We start from the raw sequence: 20035 nt of genomic DNA, 5'->3' as shown, positions 1-20035 counted from the left end.
CCGCATGCCCAACCATTACGCAACTGCGTATCGGGGAGATTACGAATGATGGATAAAACTTTTGTCAAAACCATCCCTCTGTCTGAGGCTCAAAAAGATTACTATCTACACGATTTGGTCTATCCAATGAGTCCTTATTATCAGGAGCAGTATCTGTTCCAATTCGAAAGTCGATTGGATGTATCGGTTACAATCCGTGCTCTTTATGAGATCGTGAAACGCCACGAAATCTATCGTTCCATTTTTGTTTTGGAAGACGAGCCCATTCAAAAAGTATATAGCGAGCCCGTATTGGATTTTGAACATGTGTCTTCCGCTACCTGGGACGACACGAGGATTAGAGAGTATTTTCATCAGGAATTCAGCAAACCTTTTACGCTAGAAGAGGGGCCGTTATTCAGTTGCAGATTGCTGGATTATAAAGAAAGCGGCAGTATTTTAAGCTTCAAGTTTCACCATATCTGCTTTGATGGGTGGAGTGTCTCGCTCACGCTCGATGAATTTACGATGATCTACCAACTACTGATAACGGGCAATGATCACGAGTTGCAACCACAAATACACCAATACGCAGACTTTGTGGAGTGGGAACAGAATTACATAGACAGCCAAGAAGGCGAAGCTGCGAGAGATTTTTGGAAAAAGAAATTGGGCGGGACTCTTGAGAGGTTAGAAGTACCAGCAGATAAAAAACGTCCTGGTACCCCTTCATTTAAAGGGGGGATATCATTCTTTACGTTTACCCGCGAACTCCGGGATGAGTTGATTGCTTATCATAAACAGAATCAATACCCTACAGATGTCATTTATTTATCTCTTTTTAGTGCTTTTCTTTATCGGATAGCTGGGCAAGACGACATCATTGTTGGCGTACCGAGGTACGGCAGACCGAAAAGAGAGTTTCATACGATCATGGGACCGTGTATGGTGATGCTTCCCCTGCGAATCAAAATTCCAAAGAACAGCTCGCTTCGTGAGTTGGCCAAGCTGATACATGAAGAGTTGTCTATATGTTCACAGTATCAAAACTATCCCATTTCTTTGATTGCAGCTGAGTTGCAATATGAGCGCGATAAAAAATATGCGTCCTTTTTTTCAACGGCTTTCGTCCATCAAAAAGCGATTAAGCAAAATGCAGCCATTATGCTGGGAAATGCCCAAAATACGTTTGATAGCAATGGTCTTACCGTAAGCACCTATCCGATTGGCAAAGATGTATCCCAGTATGATTTATGCTTGGTCGTTGAAAAGGACAACCATCATGACATATTGGCAGGATTCGAATACAATGCGGATATTTTGGAGGAAGAAACCATTGCCAAATGGATTGCCGACTTTGAACGCACCAGTCTGTCTCTTTTGAAAAATGATTGCGAAACCATCCCTGTATATGGTTTGCCTTCCCTCAAGATATTGCCGGAGGACGTCACCCCGTTCTCTACCGCCTCCATAAAGTTCGAGCAAGAAACGTTTGAATGGCCATGCTTGCAGAAGAATGGGATCTCTCAACTGGTTGAAGCTTGGGATACGTCTTCCTATGCGATATTCATGACCGCATTTCTCGTACTTTTGTATGCAGAAACCGAGAAGGAGGATTTGGCTTTGGCATTTCGTGCGGGGTGGGACGAGTGCGAGGATGTCCCAAGCGCCTTGCTTTTACGAGCGGATCTGTCAGGCAATCCACTATTTGGCGATTTGGTTTTGCAAGTACAAAGCAAGTTAAAAGAAGCCCATTATCATCAAGTGTCCTTTCCTATACCTCATGAGCCCCAACTCTTATTTGAAATGAGTGACAACGACTATCCCTCCACGATTGATTTTCAATTCCGCATCCATGAAACTATCGATCACATAAATGGTGCCATTACCTATCATGCGAATGTATTCAAGAGAGAGACTGTGCAACGGATTTGCACCCAATATGAATACTTGTTGGAAAATGTGACAGCCGAGCCGCATCAAAGAATCCGCGAGATTGTCAGTCATCTGAACAGTCAATTCCTGACCAGTGATGATTTTGAACAATTATTTCTGTAGCGAAAGAGGTGCACTGGCTTGAAGCATTTAACAAAAGAGAACGTACAAGAAGTCATAGAGCTTTCCATGGTGCAAAAGCAATTATTACGCCCTGACAAGATGACAACCATGCGCTATCTCATCGAGCACCGTCTCGAACTGGAAAGCGTTCAAGAAACGTGGAAGGAATTAGTCAGCCAGACGCCGGTGATGCGAACGGTTTTCCGCCAGCTCAAAAACAAACAGGTACAAGTCGTATTGAAGGAGCTCCCCCTACCGATTGATTGGCAGGATGTACGGGAATTATCTCCTGAAAAGCAAGAGCAAGTATATCTCTCAACGCTTGCATCCCATCAGGAGCCCATTTTGTATGAGGAGGGGCCATTAATCCGGGTATCGATTTTGCAGATGGACGCCAATCAATCCGTCCTTATCTGGACCCATCATGCATTATGTATGGACGATGCCAGTCGTGAGCTACTTGTAGCGGAATGGCTGAAACGGGTACGGGGTACTCAGTCATCTGTTGACCAGCGGGCCTCATTCAAAGAGTACATTGCTTGGGAGTCAAGCCAAGATGGCTCCAAAGTCAAAAGCTTTTGGACAAAGAAATTCGAGGGCTATGAAAGCGCGTCTCTGTTTGTTCCGGTACAAGGGGCACAGAAGGAAGCAAGTCTTCCGATCAGTTGCGACGCTGTTCTTTCCGAAGCGTTAACCACGTCCATCAAAAGGATGGCATTCGAGCAGCGAGTATCCATAGAGGCAATCTTTCAGGCGGCTTGGTTCCTCTTGGAGAATATGTACAGTGGCGAGGACAGGCTGGTCATAGGCGTTACCGTCTCTGGCAGACCCGAAACATGGAAAGAGGCGAATACCATTATTGGGCCACTGGCTCATAGCTTGCCTGTCTTCCTGACCGTGCATGCGAATCAAAAAGTGCGTGATGTCGTAAAGGAAGTCCAGGAAAGCTGGGAACAACTACAGCAACATGATATGGCTACACTAGACATGATCCGTCACTATGCAGGTGTGCGGGAAGCTGATCCTATATTTGGAACGACACTAACTATACGGAATAGTGCAGAAGATCATCAAGAATCTGCCATGATTTATCGCGGTGGTCTCCAAAGAGTGGAGATAGTTGTAACGGTCGGGCAGCTGATGAAGATACATTTGTTCCATGAGAATGCGTCTTCCAAGAGCGATCTGGAACGACTGCAGTCCCATTACATCCATATGCTCGAGCAGATTTGCCGAGAGGTAGACAAGAGCATCAGCGATCTGGACATCGTGACGGATGAAGAACAAGAGCTCATGACAAAGGTAATGGGCAATTTTGCGAAGTCGAATCGCAGCATGGAGCAATTTGCCCAGCAAGTGATAGAAGAGCAGGTCAAGCGCAATCCTGACGCTATTGCTGCTATCGATCGTAAGCAATCCATCACCTACCGGGAATTGAATGAGGGTTCGAACCGATTGGCGCATTGGCTCAGAATACAAGGATTTGGCCGAAATGATCTTGCTTGCCTATTTGCAGAGAGAAGCATCGACATGCTGATTGGCATTCTAGCTGTGCTAAAAGCAGGAGGGGCCTATGTCCCGCTTGATACGGCTCATCCCGACCAACGGCTCCTTACGATTGTTGATAACAGCAAGGCGAAGGTCCTACTGACCGAGTCGCGTTTCCAATCGCGCAGCATGACCTTGGCAGACAGAGTGGAGCACAAGCCAGTCGTGTTTTGCCTGAATAAAGGGGACGGGTCAAGCGCGGACATCTCTTCTTTGCAAGCGTCGGATACATCGAATCCAGACATCATCAATGCGCATGCTGATTTGGCAAACGTCTTTTTTACCTCAGGCTCCACGGGTATGCCAAAAGGGGCAATGATCGAGCATAGCGGCATGTTGAATCATCTTTACGCCAAAATGGATGTCCTTGGACTGAATTCAGACAGCATCGTAGTGCAGAATGCCTCCCATTGCTTTGATATATCGGTGTGGCAGTTCCTCGCTCCCTTGATGGCAGGTGGAAAGCTTGTGATTTACGACAACGAGACGGCTGCTGATCCGGATGCATTGCTCCAAGCCTTGAATCGAGACGGTGTCACCGTGATTCAGATGGTACCAGCGATGATTGAAGCATTGCACAATGCTGCCCTGACTCTTCCACAGGAACAGCATGCTTTGCCTCAATTGCAATACATGATCTCGACCGGTGAGGGATTGCCAGTAACACTGTGCAGAAAGTGGCAAGACCTGTATCCCGATGTGATCGTAGTAAATACGTATGGAGCTACGGAGTGTTCGGATGATACGATTCATGAAATCATTGATCGTTCGTATGCGCATGATGATTATCCTTATGTGGCCTTGGGAAGCTCGATCGCCAATATGAAGCACTATGTGCTGGACAAATGGATGCGCCCCGTTCCGGTTGGTTGTGTCGGGGAAATCTACATTTCTGGAACGGGTGTAGGGCGGGGGTATCTCCATGATGCTGAACGCACGGAGCTAGCCTTTTCAGAAAATCCATTTTTGCGGGGCAGAACAGAACGGTTATATAAGACAGGCGATTTGGGACGTTATTTGCCAAATGGGAGACTCGTATTTGTTACGCGTGCTGATTTTCAGGTAAAAGTACGCGGATATCGCATCGAGCTTGGCGAGATAGAAAACGCCCTTTTACGTCACACGCTGGTGAGGCAGTGTGTAGCGGTAACACGAGAAGATGAACATGGGCAGAACCGAATAGTTTGCTATGTGGTCATGCATGAACAGCAGAGTGAACAGGAGCTGCAAGCCTATCTTGGAACGTTCTTGCCGGAGTATATGATTCCAGAGCGAATCGTCATTCTGGATGCGATGCCACTAAATCGCAACGGAAAAGTAGACAAAAAAGCATTGCCAGAGACAGACGTGGTTCAAAAGAAGCCGGGAGCATTCATTGCTCCGTGCAATGAGCTGGAACGAAGCTTGGCAGCTATCTGGCGTACTGTGCTAAACGTAGAGGACATCGGGATCGACGATGACTTTTTCCAGCTTGGCGGGCACTCTATGAAAACCATTCAGGTTCGCTTGCGCATGAAAAGAGAGATGGGCATAGAAGTTACCATCAAGGACTTATTCGAGCATCGAACCATTCGCGAATTATCCTCCCTGTTTTATACCGAGGCGACGCTGTCCACAGGTAAGCTCCATACACAACAGGATCGATCAACGATACCCAAGGCAACAGAGCAAGCGTATTACCCGGTGTCACATGCGCAGAGGAGACTGTTTTTCATTCAGCAGCTAGAGCCTGAGAACACCGCTTATAATATGCCGACGATCTATTATATTACGGGACCGTTAAAGGAGCGTATTCTGCATCAGGCCTTCGGGTTGCTGGTGAAAAGACATGAAGTGTTGCGAACAAAGTTCCTTTTAAAAGACGGGCGTCCCGTACAACAGGTGTTGCCGGGCAATGACTTCACCTATACATTTGTCGATCTTTCCAAGGAGTCCGAAGCGGCGAAGCAAGAAGCGATTGATTTGATTATCCAAAAAGAGACGGAAACCAGCTTTGATTTTGACAGGGATACATTGTTTCGTGTGAAGTTATGCAAGGCTGCGGAAGAAAAATACGTATTGCTAATGAACATGCATCACATGATCAGTGATCAATGGTCATGGGGGATATTGATGAAGGATTTGGGCACCATCTACGAATCCGTGCATCAAGGAATAGAGCCCGTATTGCCGGAATTGAACATCCAGTATAAAGATTACGCAGTCTGGCAAAATCATTCGATTCATCATGGAGAGCTGGGAGAATCAGAAGCATATTGGCTGAAGACGTTCGAAAAAGAGATTCCCGTATTGGACTTGCCAACGGATTTTCAGCGTCAGCCTGTACAAACGTATTTTTCGGCAATAGAATCTTATCCGATTTCGGAAAAAACGTTTAGCCGGATGCGAGAGATTGCGCAGCAGCATGATGCCTCCATGTTTATGGTGATTTTATCAACAATAAGCATTTGGTTGTCCAAGCTGACCAATCAACAGGATATCATCATCGGTACTCCAGAGGCCGGCCGGAATCACATGGATATTGAGCAGGTCATTGGATTTTTTATTAACACACTCCCGTTGAGACTGGAAGTCAATCAGGAGCATACCTTTATCGAGGCGTTGCACGTTTGGAGACAGCAAGCACTGGAGTCTTACATGCATCATGACTATCCATTCGATAAATTGGTCGAAAAAATTAACCCGGAAAGAGATGTCAGCCGCAATCCTATTTTTTCTTTTATGTTCCAATATATAGAGAAGGTAGAAGAGGAAAATATAATAAGCGGTTTGGAAATGACAGCCGTTGAATCCTATAATTCCATGACGAATTTTGATTTATCGCTCGTATGCATGGATCTGGAACATGGCGCTGGTCTGACTGTCGAATATCGCACGGATTTATTTAAGCCAGAAACGGTTCAGCGGATGCTCGGATATTTGGGCAACATCATCGAACAGGTAGCCAATCAACCAGATATTCATTTCAAACATATCGAATTATTGTCAGTGGAAGAAAAACAGGCAATGATTTCAGCTTATAAGGAAGTTCTTTTTACCAATGGGGATGAGCATAAAACGATCATCGAGCTATTCGAAGAACAAGTGGAGAAAAACCCGGATCGAATTGCTCTCGCTTTTGAAGAGCAAGAACTGTCTTATTCAGAACTGAATAAACGGGTGAATCAGCTCGCGAGGACATTGGTAGCTGAGGGCGTCCGTGCAAATCAATTGGTGGGGATCATCGCAGAACGGTCCATGGAGATGATCGTTGGCGTTTTGGCGATTGTGAAAGCGGGTGGAGCCTACGTCCCGATTGACCCTGATTATCCCGAAGAACGCATACGGTACATGCTGGAGCATTCGGGAGCAGACGTTTTGTTACTGCATCAGTCGGTACGCCATAAAGTGAATGCTGACAAAAAAATGATCATGTTTGACGATGAAGAGTCCTATCATCAGGAGAATACGAATCTGGGGTTACCTGTTCAGCTTGATCACCTTGCTTATGTGATTTATACATCAGGAACTACGGGAACGCCAAAGGGAGTCATGATTGAACACCGGCAGCTGCATTCGCTAGCGCAGGCATGGAAACAAGAATACAGGCTGGATGAATTCCCCGTCAGGAGTTTGCAATGGGCAAGTTTTTCTTTTGATGTGTTTACTGGTGATTATATAAGATGTCTGTTAAACGGTGGGAAGCTGGTTATTTGTCCAAAGGATGCGAGAGTGGATTTGGAGCGCCTTTACCACCTGATGGAAAAGCATGAGATTAATCTGTTTGAATCGACCCCTGTCCTGGTGCTTCCTTTCATGGACTATCTCAATGAAAATGGGCTCAACATAGACTTTATGAAAATATTGATTCTTGGTTCGGATCAATGCCCATTACATGCCTTTCACAAGCTTGTCGATCGATACGGAAGCACCATGAGAATCTTGAACAGCTATGGAGTGACGGAGGCTACCATTGATTCCTCCTATTATGAAAGAGTAGACCAGCAAGATTACAAATTATTGCCGATTGGCAAGCCTTTGCCAGGGGTGAAGATGTACATTCTGGACGCCAATCTTCAGGTGCAGCCTGTGGGTGTCCCAGGAGAACTGTATATTGGAGGAGTGGGAGTAGGAAAAGGATATTTCAAGCAGCCAGAGTTGACGAAGGAAAGATTCGTTCCCAATCCGTTTTGTATCGGTGAAAACATGTATAAGACAGGGGATATGGCTCGATGGCTCCCCAGTGGAGATATTGAATTTTTAAGCCGATTGGATAATCAGGTGAAAATACGTGGGAATCGAATCGAACTGGAAGAAATCGAAGCGGAATTACGAAAAATGGCCAATATTCGCGACGCGGTCGTTATCGCCAGAGTGGATGAATCCGGTCAAAAAAGACTGGTTGCATTCTATGTAGCGGCAGATTCGGTGGAATCGAACGTATTGAGAGAATCGTTGCGGAAGTCGTTACCGGCATTTATGGTCCCATCCCATTTTGTTCAGCTAGAGGAAATACCAGTAACGCCGAATGGAAAGATTGATCGAAAAGCGCTAGTGGATATCAACATCGTCTTGCAGAGTGAAATGGAATATGTGGAGCCCAAAACGGACACCGAGAACATATTGGTAGCTGTGTGGCAAGACGTTTTACACGAGAAAAAGATTGGGACCTTGGATCATTTCTTTGAGCTCGGTGGCGACTCTATCAAATCCATTCAAGTATCCTCGCAATTAGCAGCTTTGGGATACAAGATGGAAATTCGGGATCTTTTCAAATATCCAACGATCGCAGAACTGAGTACAAAACTGAAACCAATGAATCGGAAAATTGACCAGAAGGATATGGAAGGCGTTGTACCACTGACACCGATTCAGCATTGGTTGATGCAAGAACACAGTCAGCATCTCCATCACTATAACCAATCTTTTGTATTGTACCGCAAAGAGCGGTTTGACGAGGGGATGGTTCGCAAAGTCATCGATAAGCTCGTACAGCACCATGATGCACTGCGAATGATTTTCCGCGAGACCAATACCGGCTATGAAGCTTACAATCGAGGCGTCAACACTAGCGGCATGTATAGTCTGGAGATTTGGGACTATCAAAACAAGAACGGGTCTGAGATCGAACAAGCGATGGACTTGAAATGCAGTGAAATTCAATCGAGGCTTCACATTTTTGATGGCCCATTAATGAGGCTGGGGTTATTCCGATGCCCGGATGGCGATCACTTGCTGATTGCTATTCACCATTTAGTCGTAGACGGAGTATCATGGCGCATTTTAATCGATGATTTCAAAACAGCTTATGGGCAGCTCCTTCGTAACGAAGAGATTCGTTTGCCTTTAAAAAGTGATTCCTTCCAATTGTGGGCGCAACAATTGAACGAGTATGCCAATAGCGAAAGACTCGAACAAGAGCGTGAATATTGGAATCGAATCGAGGAGAGGGATGATCAAACGTTGCCAACGGATTACGATGAGCAAAAACCGCTTCGGAAAACAACCAGGACCAAAACGGTCACGATGGATCAGCAGCAAACTGAGGAGTTGCTAAAACAAGCCAATCGTGCCTATCAGACGGAAATCGATGAACTATTGTTGGCTGCTATTGGAATGGCCTTCAAAAAATGGGCAAATATCGATAGCGTCACCTTGAATATGGAAGGGCATGGCAGGGAATCGATTCTACCAGATCTGAACATTAACCGCACAGTGGGATGGTTCACGAGTGAATATCCAGTAATGGTAGACGTCGGGAACGAAATGAATCCGTCAGCTATCATTCCGAAAATCAAAAAAGATATACGACGAATACCGCATAAAGGGATTCACTACGGCGTTTTGAAATATTTGTCTGCAAAATTACCAAGTACCACCTTGAATGTAAAACCTGATGTCAGTTTTAATTATTTGGGACAATTTGATATGGATCGGAAAGAAAAGGATGACGACATTCAATTGTCCACATTCTCAGGCGGAGATTCCATGAGTCAGGAGCAGTCTCGGGAATGCAAGATTGACATTGAGTGCATAGTGTTGAATGGAAGCTTTCACTTTATGGTCGCTTACAGTGAGGCACAGTATAAGACGGAAACCATCGAACGACTTACTGCATGCCTCCAGGATAGTCTAAGGGAAGTCATCCAGCACTGCATGCTGAAATTGCGCAACAGTCCTGACCACGAAATTGCTGGAGAATGGGTAGATTTCGAAGCAGTGGTAGACGGATTTTTCGACTCTTCTACGATGAATGATCTTCCTGGTGTAATTGCGGTGGTAGTCCAACACGGTCAAGTAAAAGTAAAGAAAGCTTACGGTTACGCCAATCTATCAGAGAAAGTGCCCATGAGTGCAGATGATACCGTAGTCAGGGTAGGTTCGATTTCCAAACTCGTAACAGTCGCTGCCATTATGAAGCTAGTGGAGCAAGGGCTGATTGGCTGGAACGAGGATGTTCAGCAATACCTCGATATTGAAATACCGAGAAGAGTGGAGGGACCACTAACGGTAGAACATTTACTCAGCTACACAACAGGGTTTGACTCGCCAGATGCGGGAAATGACCAAAGCTATAATTTTGGCGGGCGTGACTCCCTAACGTTACGAGAGTATATTCACCGTTATATGCCAACCGTGGTAGACAAACCTGGCGAACATTTTGGGAACGAGAATTTTGCCTTTATGCTGGCGGGCTATCTTGTGGAAAGAGTTACGGGCGTTTCCTTTGATCGCTATGCGAGTGAGAATTTCTTTGCGCCTCTCGAAATGACAAACAGCAGTTTTCTACTACAACCCGAATTAGAGGCGAAAATGGCAACAGGCTATGATCAGGAAAATCAGGCGGTGCAAAAGTACGATTTTAGCCCTGCAATCTCACCAGACGGCAGCATGCTCTCCACGGGGAATGATATCGCTACATTGATGCTGGCTCTCTTAAGTGGAGGTGCTGATGGCAAAGAAAACATTTTAGAGGCAGCTTCGATAGAAAAAATGTTCTCCAGTAAGTCAGTCCCTCATCCAAAAGGGACGTCTACAGGGTATGGATTTACAGTAAAATTCCATCCGGAATACGTGCATGAGAATGTTTTGGCGAAGGCAGGCGAGGTCATAGGCTTTCACTCATTTATGTGGTTCCTGCCAGAAAAACAAATGGGAGTCTTTGTTAGTACAAATAAAAGTCAATTCAACAAAATTGAATTTTTCGATTACTTCATGAAACGCTATCGTCCTGCGGAAGTGATCATCATGTAAATCAGCACCATATCATATTCGTGTAAACGGGGGGCCGCTATGAGCATGATAAAGACTAGTTCCATTAGTCGTTTTCCTAATACGAATGACGTAGGAATCGGTGTATCTGTCGGTACTTTTGGAGAACTTCTGCAGGGGATTCTCGAAGAAAATAATCGGGATTTTTTGGTTACTTTGCCTATCAAAAATGCATCCTACGCTACTTTTTATTCGATTCCAACCTTGCAGGAGATCGTCGTCGTGCCACGCTCCAAGCAAAAGTCTAAAAGGTTGGTCGAAAAAATCATTCAGCACTACGGATTGCCGGCAGGTGGAATTTTGGAGATCAACTCTGAACTTCCGGTTGGAAAAGGCTTGGCAAGCTCATCAGCAGATTTGGTGGCTGCCTCCCGAGCTGTTGGGAATTGTTTCCATATAAACATCGAGCCTTCCTTACTAGAGTGGTTTTTGTTGAGTATTGAGCCGACGGATGGCGTAATGTATGAGGGTTCCGTTTCTTACTACCATAAAGAAGTCAGATTGCGAGAGTACATCGGGGAACTGCCGGCATTATGCATTCTAAGTATTGATGAGGGAGGAACCATCGATACCGTTGAGTTCAATAAACGAACAAAGCCATATACCGAAGAAGAAAAGATGGAGTACAGCGTGTTGTTACAAAAAATCACGAAAGCGATCAGAGAAAGAGATGTCCACACGATAGGTGCCGTGTCGTCCAGAAGTGCGATCTTGAATCAAAAAATTCTACCCAAGAAACTATTGCCGGAAGTCATGGAGATCAACGAGAAAATTGGAGGGTTAGGTACGGTTGTGGCGCATAGTGGGACCAGCCTCGGCATTTTATTGTTGAAAGAAGGACCTGACTTCTATCAAAAGCTCGAACTAGGGTATAGATGCTTAAGTGAATTGAATAAAGAAGTGCATGTGTATCACACGTAGAGTAGCAGGTTCAAGAGATGGCTTCTGGCATGCACGGAAGTCATCTTCCCCCAAATTTGATTCCGTTCGTACTGGGAGTGGATTATCGAGATGGAACAGCCAGTAAGCGTTAATGAAAAGGTATCTTTTCGGGCGTTACTGAGCTTGAAAAGTTATCGCTATTTAATCTTTTCGCAATTTGTCTCGAATATGGGAGATGGAGTGTATCGATTAGCGCTTATTTGGCTAATGAAGGTTTTGACGGAAAGTCCTTTGTTAATGTCAGTTTTATTGGCAGCGGAAACCATTCCATTGATCCTATTCGGATTATTCGCGGGCGTTTTTGTTGACCGGGGAAATAAAAAGAGGATCATGGTCGTCTCGCATTTATTGAGAGCTGCGCTCATTTTATGCATCGTCCTGTTGTTTTTGTTTGATAGGCTACATCCTGCTGCACTGATCATCATCGCCGTTTTGCTGACCACAGTCAGTGCCTTCTTTCGGCCAGCACTCACGGTAGCAATACGGACGCTGGTTCCCGAACAACATATGACGCAAGCCCAAAGTTTATCGCAGATGATTCAAACGATTGTCAGCTTAGCGGCTCCTGCATTGGCAGCGGGGTTGATCGCGTTTGGGATGGAGTATGCTTTTATTTTGAATGTCGTCACCTATTTGTTAGGTGCACTGATTATTTTATGGATTAACGAGAGGGAGCTTGTCGTTTCTACTGTCAGTGAGTTTACAGCCAAGATGATCATGACGGATTTGAAGGATGGAATCCATGCGATTACGAAGCATGATTTTTTGCGAAACTGCATGATTTATTTTACCATCCTCAATTTTTTGACGGCTCCAGAAACGATCTTGCTGCCACTGGTCGTAACCAATGTTACCGAATTGGCCATGCTCGAGATCAGCTTTTTTATCGGGATTATGCTTGGGTCGCTATGTATTAATTATTTGAATCGATATGATGCGATTATTTACATTTGCTGCGGCATTAGTCTGTTTAGTATCGGAATCGGAGTGTTTGCGTTTGGCATTCCAATTGTTTGGCAAGTTATTTGTGTATTTGTGAATGGAATAGGCTCTGCATTTGTGAATATCAAAATGGGCACGTTGATCACCTTGATGGTGCCCAAAGAAGTCTTGGGAAGAGCATCGAGCTTGATTAGTGTAATGGTTCAGTGCGCTATGCCTGTTTCGGTCTTTCTGGTAGGTCTGACTACTGGTCTTGTTTCCATCTTTACGATATTTGGAATTATTGGCGGAGCGGGACTTCTTATTGTGGTTCTCATGTTGATGAATCCACACTTGAGAATGAAAAAAGAACAAAGCTACGAATATGTGGAACAAAAATCAGGAGGAATCTCTCTTTAGTGCAACTCCTGGTTGAATCGTTACTCAGTCGGAAGCGAGGTGTATTTTTGCATGAGTGTAAAATTAACGGGCCGTATAGCTTCGACACCAAGCCGCCTCTTGCATGATGAAGTATTGGAACCGCAGTTCAAGTATGAAGTCGATCATTTGCTGCCTGGGTATATTCAAATTGAATTCGCCATGCTGTTGGAATACGTCAGGATGGGCTTGATTACACGACAAGACGCTTTGCCTATCGCACAGGCACTTCAGGCCGCTACACCCGAAACAATCGCTCCTGACCCCGGACAGAACATGTCCGATATCTCTTTTGCCCTCGAGCGTTATATTGAAGGGTTGCTCCCGAGACCGGTACCGTGTTGGCATATGGATCGCAGCCGCAATGATGTCCAAGCGTGCGCACAGGTAATGTTTGGTCGTGCGCAATGGCTGGAGATGACAGGAGAATTGGGACAGCTTATTCAATCGATGGATAAACTGGCTGTTCAATATCGTTCGGTTCCCATGCCAGGATATACCCACTACCAATCCGCACAATTGATTACCCCTGGATTCTATCTTTCCTCTATTAACAACGAATTTTTGCAAGCCCTGAATCGATGGATACAAATCTATGACGACATGAATCAGTGCCCGCTTGGGGCAGGGGCCATGGCTGGGGTAGAACTGCCGTGGGATCGTCAACGGTTGTCCAAGCTGCTTGGGTTTCGACAGCCTCGAATGAGTGCGTTGTCGGCGGTCGCGTCTCGGGAATGGGTTTTGAGAATGGCAGGAGAGCTGTCCACCTTCTCAGTGTTGATCTCCCGGTTTACAACAGATTTGATTCAATGGGGCAGCAGCGAGATGAACTTCCTCCAATTGCCGGATGAGCTATCAGGCATATCTTCTGCCATGCCACAGAAAAGAAACTTCCCGATCCTGGAGCGTATCCGGGGGAAGAGTGCGCATCTAACCGGATTTTATATGGATATGGTGCTAGCTCAGCGCAATACAGCCTTCACGAATTTGGTAGAGACGTCTAAAGAGGCAGGCACTCATCTTCTGTCGTTGTTTCAACAAACCAAAACGCTCTTGCGCCTGTTAAAAGCGGTGATCGATCATCTGCAATTCAATCAGGATCGTTTGCTCCATATATGTAAACGGGACTTTTTTGGAGGATTTACTCTTGCGAATTTGCTGACCTTGGAGCATGAGATTCCGTACCGAACAGCTCAGGTAATCGCAGGCAGGTACATCGTTCGCGCGCTGGAACACGGTGTATCGCCGGAGCCGGGAGATCCACGGTTACTCTATGAAGCTTGCGCGGAAGCAGGCTTTCAAGTGCCGGATACGGCTTCACTCCTCGCTGCTTCCTTCGATGTGCAGGGGGGCTTGTACGCGAAAAAATCAACGGGCTCCACGAACCCGGAGGATGTACACCATATGCTGACAGCACAGAGGGAGCATGCAGAAAAGCTGCAACGGGAGTGGCAAGATCGACAAGGGCAATTGCAGGCGATCGAAGAAAGGCGGGAGAGGGTAATGAAGAGGCTTCTTTCTGGCAAGCAAGGGAAGGATGTGAGCGTAGATGCGGTATGAACAGCTGGCAGATTCAATCGGGGATACCCCTCTGGTCAAGCTGAGACTTGATGATAGGGCAGTGGGCTCCGTATTTGCAAAGCTTGAGCTAATGAATCCGTTCGGCATGAAGGATCGTGTGGCCAAGCAGTCGATTTTGGCAGCGATAGAGTCAGGAGAACTTCAGGAGGGCATGCCGATTATCGAGAGCTCGTCAGGAACGTTGGCTTGCGGGTTGGCCTTGGTTGGGCGTCAGTTGGGGTACGACGTACACATCGTGACTGATCCGAGAATTGACCCGATTACGTATGCCAAGCTGACCTCGCTTGGCTGCCATGTTCACGTAGTTTCGCAGATGGGAAAACAAGGGTGGCAAAGCGCCAGACTGGAGCGACTCCAAGAGTTAATGAGGGAGTATCCAGGAGCGTTCTGGCCTCGACAATACGATAATCCGGAAAATCCGCGTGCATATGCTGCGCTGGCATCCGAGCTGATGCAGGACCTCAATCGAATTGATGTACTCGTTGGTGCAGTCGGCAGTGGGGGTTCCTTGTCCGGGACCGCCAGAGAACTGAAGCATCATAATAAGGAGCTGCGCGTCGTGGCGGTGGATGCAGCGGGGAGTGTGATATTCGGACAACCCGATCAGCCGACACGTCTGCAAGGTGGCTTGGGAAACAGTTTGATCGCAAAGAACGTAGATTTTTCCATGATCGATGAAGTGCATTGGTTGAACGATGCTGAGGCATTTGCGGCTACACTGCGGTTGGCCCGTAATGAGCATATTTTTGCTGGCAACAGCTCGGGCTCCGTATACGCCGTAGCCAACTGGTTAGCGAGCCAGGTCGGGAGTGAGTGCAATATCGTGGCCATATTGCCGGATCGAGGGGATCGGTATGTCGATACGATCTATAGCCACTCCTACCGGGAGAGCAAGGGTCTGATGCAAACGAACCTGCGAGACACGCCACAATGTGTGGAACCAAAGACAGTCGTGACTAGCTGGTCCTATTCCAAATTGATGGGGATGTATCCGAATGAACAAACACTTTCTGTTCGTTGAAGCGAATACGACGGGGACAGGTATGCTCGCTATTAAAAAAGCGCGCGAATTGGGGTTTACGCCCGTATTTTTCACAGAGAAGCCTGAACGTTACCACGGCTTGAATGAGTTGGAATGTCACGTAGTCGTGACCGACACGAATTCCCAAGCAGAGCTGACTGACAGTGTAGCACAAGTAATTAAGGAAGGCAGAGAGATAGCCGGAATCATGTCGACAAGCGACTATTACCTCGAGGCGGTTGCCAAGCTGGCCCGGAAATTCGGTTGGACAGGCAATTCGCTGGAGGCGATTGAAGCCTGCCGTAATAAAGCGATATTTCGCGAGAAGCTTCAGGGGTATCAAGTGTCTCAGCCTGAATTTTTGGCAATAAACTCTATGGAGGCATTGACGGAAGCACGCTCTTGCATTTCTCTGCCCTGCGTGGTGAAGCCTGCTGACGATAGCGGGTCGAATAACGTGCGCCTGTGCTTTAGCTGGGATGAAGTGGAGCATATGGCAAAGGAAATCCTTGCGATCAAGTACAATGCGCGCGGTCAGCAAACAGCTCGGACAGTGCTTCTCGAGCAGTATGTCGAGGGCCCTGAATTTAGCGTGGAGACGTTCTCGTGGCAAGGGCAATGCTTTGTCATCGGCATTACCCAGAAACGGTTAACGGGATACCCATTTTTCGTGGAAGCAGGACATATTTTCCCTGCACCGTTGTCGGCAGAAGAGAAACAGGAGATCGAGCGAACGGTGGAAAGAGCGTTAGAGGCGGTGAACTACCAGTTCGGTGCTGCCCATACAGAAGTGAAGTGGACATCAGCAGGTTGTGTTGTCATCGAAGTAAACGCAAGGCTTGCTGGTGGAATGATTCCAGAGTTGGTTCGCCGTTCAACAGGGATTGATCTGCTTTTGCAACAAATCAGGTGTGCGGCTGGACTTGCGCCTGAATTGTCTCAAACAGTCGAAGAACGACAATATGCAGGCATTCATTTTCTCGTGTCTGAGCGTCAGGGAACCTATGGCGGGATACAGGGAATGGATACCGTTCGCAACCTGCCGGGGATTGCTGAAGTGGCGATTCATGCGAAAATCGGACAAAACGTCCAGCCTCCGCAAAATTTCTCGCATCGTCTCGGCTATGTCATCGTGGAAGGCAAGCATTACAGTGAGACCGCTGAGTTGATCGAGCAGGTGAAAGACTGCCTGAGTGTACAAGTAGGTCAGCAATTGGAGAGTGGGGTATGAAACCGTTGATAGAATTGAGAAGCGATACATTCACTTTGCCGACAAATCAGATGATGGAAGCCATTCAAGAGGCGGTACTCGGTGACGATGTCTACGGAGAAGATCCTACGGTTCGCCAATTGGAGCAAGAAGCGGCCCGGAAGCTGGGTAAAGAGGCAGCCATTCTCATGCCGAGTGGAACAATGGCCAATCTGGCATCCTTAATGGCGCATTGTCCTCGCGGTTCCAAAGTAATCGTAGGCAATGAGACGGATATTTACATCTATGAAGCGGGTGGCGCGGCTGTGTGCGGTGGCATTATGTACGAGCCGATTCCGACGCAGCCAGATGGAAGGTTGGACATCGCGGATATGGCGCGGGTATTTCCGTTGGAGCCAGAAGATCCACAATTCGCATTGCCTTCCTTGATCTGCCTGGAAAACCCGCATAACCGGATGGGGGGACGTGTCCTTCCGCTGTCTTATTTGGAAGAGGTTCGCGCATTTGCAAACGAAAAGGCTGTGCCCGTTCATATGGACGGTGCACGCTTGTTCAATGCCGCCGTTGCTCTTGACGTGGATGCGGCAGAGATTGCGCGTTATGCCGATTCCGTGCAAATATGTCTGTCGAAAGGGTTGTCAGCACCGATTGGTTCCCTTGTCGTCGGAACAGAAGACTTTATTCAGAAAGTGTATCGTCTGCGCAAAATGCTGGGTGGCGGTATGCGTCAGGCAGGGATTATTGCAGCGCCAGGTTTGGTTGCCTTGCAGCAAATGACGGATCGATTGGCAGTTGATCACGCAAACGCTCTTCGTTTAGCACGTGGTCTGGCGGAGATTCCAGGAATCGTGACTCATGTGGAAGATGTAGAGACCAATATTGTGTTCTTCCGGATTGAACACCCAGTCCATACGTGGCAGACCTTCATAGAAGCAGCGCAAGCACATGGGGTGCGCGTAGCGGAGCTCGGTCACGGCAGAATTCGAGCGGTCACTCATTCCGGTATTGAGACAGCGGATATCGACAAGGCGCTAAGCATCATACGTGAACTGTTGCAGTTCCAAACAGTATAGGGCAGACTCGCTCCCCCTTCAGTGGAAGGGGGATTTATTATTAAGGTTTATAAAGGAATATAAAATGATCTGATTTTTTCAAATCTTTTAAAGGGAAAATATTTTCAAATAACAGAAAATTATTTAATATTAAAAAGACAGGCCTTGGGATGTATTGCCCATTATGGAAAAGGCTTGAAAACATGTGAAAGAGGGGGAAATGATTTGAAAAAAGGGAAAGGTTGGTTGAAGCCGTTGGCGTTGCTCTCTTTAACCGGCGCGCTGTTGGTCGGTTGCTCAAGCGGGAACAACGCTTCGCCAGGAACTACAACACCAGCACCAGCAAAAAAACCGGTGGAGCAGGTAGCTCCTCAGGCGACCAGTACGGATGATGAGAAACCAATAGACGGTGGAACGTTCACGCATTCTACCACGTCTGACATCGTCACGATCAATCCGATTTTCGGAAATGACACGGCATCCGGCGACGTTATGGAGTACACCCAAGCGTATTTGTACAATCGGAACCCGTCTTTTGATTTAGCGGTTTACCCTTGGTCCCTTGCAGCTGAACTGCCAAAAGTAAGCGAAGATGGATTAACCTACACAATCAAGATGAAAAATAATGCGAAATGGTCGGATGGAACGCCAATCACGGCTGATGACTTGATTTATACCATAAATGCAATCAAAGCTCCTGAGACAGGCGCACCAGGAATAACGAAATACGATAAAGTCAAAGAAATGAAAAAATTGGATGATTACACTGTAGAAATCAAATTGACTCAATTGTACGCTCCATTTGCTTTTGGATTAATGCAACAGTTGGCACCAGCCCACGTGTTGAAAGACGTACCGTTTAAAGAATTGCAAGCACATTCTTACGGAAAAGATCCAGCCAAGACACCAACTTCCGGGCCGTTCAAATGGTCAGAGTGGAAACAAAAGGAATTCCATGTGCTAGATGCTAACCCAGATTACTGGGGGGAAAAGAAGCCGCATATCCAAAAGGTTGTGTACAAAATCTATGCGGATCAAAACACACAAGTACAGGCTTTGATGAAAGGCGACGTTGACTTGGTAGATTCCATTCCTGTCACGCAGCTCGAAGCGGTGAAGGCGAAAGGAACGATCAACATTTCGACGGAGCCAGGTCCTAGCTATGAATACTTTGCCTTCAACTTCGACAAGAAGAACTTCCCGAACAACTACGGGTTGTTTGAAGGTCAAAAAACGCGTCAGGCCATTGCCCACGCAATCAATCGTCAAGGTATTATCGATAATATCTTGAAAGGAACCGGAAAAATTATGGATGCACCGTTCCTGCCAGGTACATGGGCAGACCCGGGCGATGCAGCAGTCCATTACGAATATAGTGCAGAGAAAGCAAAACAATTGCTGAAAGAAGACGGATGGGTAGCCGGGGCAGATGGAATTCTTGCCAAAGACGGCAATCGTTTCTCCTTTGAATTCATTTTCAACTCGGGGAACAGTCGTCGTGAACAGGCAGCAGTCGTTATTCAACAAAACCTGAAAGAGGTCGGAATTGAAGCGAAGCCAAAGGCATTAGACTTCTCGGCTCTTGTCGATCAGTATGCCAACCCTGGTAAATTCCAGGTTCTGTTACTCGGATGGCAATTGTCTGATCCAGACCCGGATGGCATTTCTACTTTCGGGAAAAAGGCATTCCCTCCTGGCAACAACGCTGGCTGGTACGACAATCCGAAGCTGGATGCGCTCTGGGAAAAAGCTGTATCCACGGTTAAACAAGAGGAACGCGCAGCGATCTATAAAGAAGTCGGAAAAGAAATCTCGACGAACCTGCCATACGTATTCATGTATCAGTACGGAACGCCACGAGGCATGACTTCTCGCGTCAAGTATAAGGATGAGTTTAAACCAGTATCCATGATTCCATATGGGGAGACCTTTGGCTTCCTGAACTGGTGGATCGACGATACCAAAAAATAAGCTCGGCTGGTGGCGGTTAGCAATAGGAAAAGGGGGAAGGGCAGCCTTGTTGTCCCTTCCCCT

The 20035-nt window shown here is 46.7% G+C and carries 9 protein-coding genes; all 9 read left to right on the top strand.

Translation table 11 applies throughout. From position 1 onward, the window contains the following. The first annotated feature begins 45 nt into the window (after positions 1-45). The 9 genes from KB186_RS16695 to KB186_RS16655 all read left to right on the top strand — a co-directional run bounded on the left by KB186_RS16695 (position 46) and on the right by KB186_RS16655 (position 19972). Positions 46-2037, top strand: coding sequence for a condensation domain-containing protein (locus KB186_RS16695; RefSeq protein ID WP_232774014.1), 1992 nt, complete (start codon positions 46-48; stop codon positions 2035-2037). An 18-nt stretch (positions 2038-2055) separates the two neighbouring features. After that, positions 2056-10818 carry a non-ribosomal peptide synthetase gene (locus KB186_RS16690; RefSeq protein ID WP_232774013.1) on the top strand — a complete coding sequence of 2921 codons (8763 nt, stop codon included), beginning with the start codon at positions 2056-2058 and terminating at the stop codon, positions 10816-10818. A 39-nt stretch (positions 10819-10857) separates the two neighbouring features. After that, positions 10858-11757 (top strand): GHMP family kinase ATP-binding protein, encoded by a 900-nt coding sequence (locus KB186_RS16685; protein ID WP_221868280.1) that lies wholly within the window; start codon positions 10858-10860, stop codon positions 11755-11757. A 90-nt stretch (positions 11758-11847) separates the two neighbouring features. Beyond that, entirely contained in the window at positions 11848-13119 is a 1272-nt protein-coding gene (locus KB186_RS16680; RefSeq protein WP_232774011.1) for an MFS transporter, read from the top strand. 51 nt (positions 13120-13170) lie between these two features. Beyond that, the gene (locus KB186_RS16675; RefSeq protein WP_232774010.1) at positions 13171-14697 is read left to right on the top strand and encodes an argininosuccinate lyase; all 1527 of its coding nucleotides are present in this window, start codon (positions 13171-13173) and stop codon (positions 14695-14697) included. After that, positions 14687-15739 carry a PLP-dependent cysteine synthase family protein gene (locus tag KB186_RS16670; protein ID WP_232774009.1) on the top strand — a complete coding sequence of 351 codons (1053 nt, stop codon included), beginning with the start codon at positions 14687-14689 and terminating at the stop codon, positions 15737-15739. Before KB186_RS16675 ends, KB186_RS16670 begins: the two co-directional genes overlap by 11 nt. Beyond that, positions 15714-16970, top strand: a complete 1257-nt coding sequence (locus KB186_RS16665) for an ATP-grasp domain-containing protein (RefSeq protein ID WP_232774008.1) — start codon at positions 15714-15716, stop codon at positions 16968-16970. The genes KB186_RS16670 and KB186_RS16665 overlap by 26 nt, the downstream gene beginning before the upstream one ends. Next, entirely contained in the window at positions 16967-18022 is a 1056-nt protein-coding gene (gene ltaE, locus KB186_RS16660) for a low-specificity L-threonine aldolase (RefSeq protein WP_232774007.1), read from the top strand. The genes KB186_RS16665 and ltaE overlap by 4 nt, the downstream gene beginning before the upstream one ends. A gap of 204 nt (positions 18023-18226) precedes the next feature. After that, complete coding sequence (locus tag KB186_RS16655) at positions 18227-19972, top strand: peptide-binding protein (protein WP_173611106.1); 1746 nt, start codon at positions 18227-18229, stop codon at positions 19970-19972. Positions 19973-20035: the final 63 nt, after the last annotated feature.

It is taken from the genome of Brevibacillus sp. AF8 (genome assembly GCF_021270385.1).
Taxonomy (GTDB): Bacteria; Bacillota; Bacilli; order Brevibacillales; family Brevibacillaceae; genus Brevibacillus.
The sequence above is the reverse complement of the archived record's forward strand: the minus strand, read 5'-3'. Positions and strand labels throughout refer to the sequence as shown.

Bases quoted from the DNA above. Each gene is read 5' to 3' on its own strand.
- KB186_RS16695 (WP_232774014.1), top strand. From the start codon at position 46: ATGATGGATAAAACTTTTGTCAAAACCATCCCTCTGTCTGAGGCTCAA.
- KB186_RS16685 (WP_221868280.1), top strand. From the start codon at position 10,858: ATGAGCATGATAAAGACTAGTTCCATTAGTCGTTTTCCTAATACGAAT.
- KB186_RS16680 (WP_232774011.1), top strand. From the start codon at position 11,848: ATGGAACAGCCAGTAAGCGTTAATGAAAAGGTATCTTTTCGGGCGTTA.
- KB186_RS16675 (WP_232774010.1), top strand. From the start codon at position 13,171: ATGAGTGTAAAATTAACGGGCCGTATAGCTTCGACACCAAGCCGCCTC.
- KB186_RS16670 (WP_232774009.1), top strand. From the start codon at position 14,687: ATGCGGTATGAACAGCTGGCAGATTCAATCGGGGATACCCCTCTGGTC.
- KB186_RS16665 (WP_232774008.1), top strand. From the start codon at position 15,714: ATGAACAAACACTTTCTGTTCGTTGAAGCGAATACGACGGGGACAGGT.
- ltaE (WP_232774007.1), top strand. From the start codon at position 16,967: ATGAAACCGTTGATAGAATTGAGAAGCGATACATTCACTTTGCCGACA.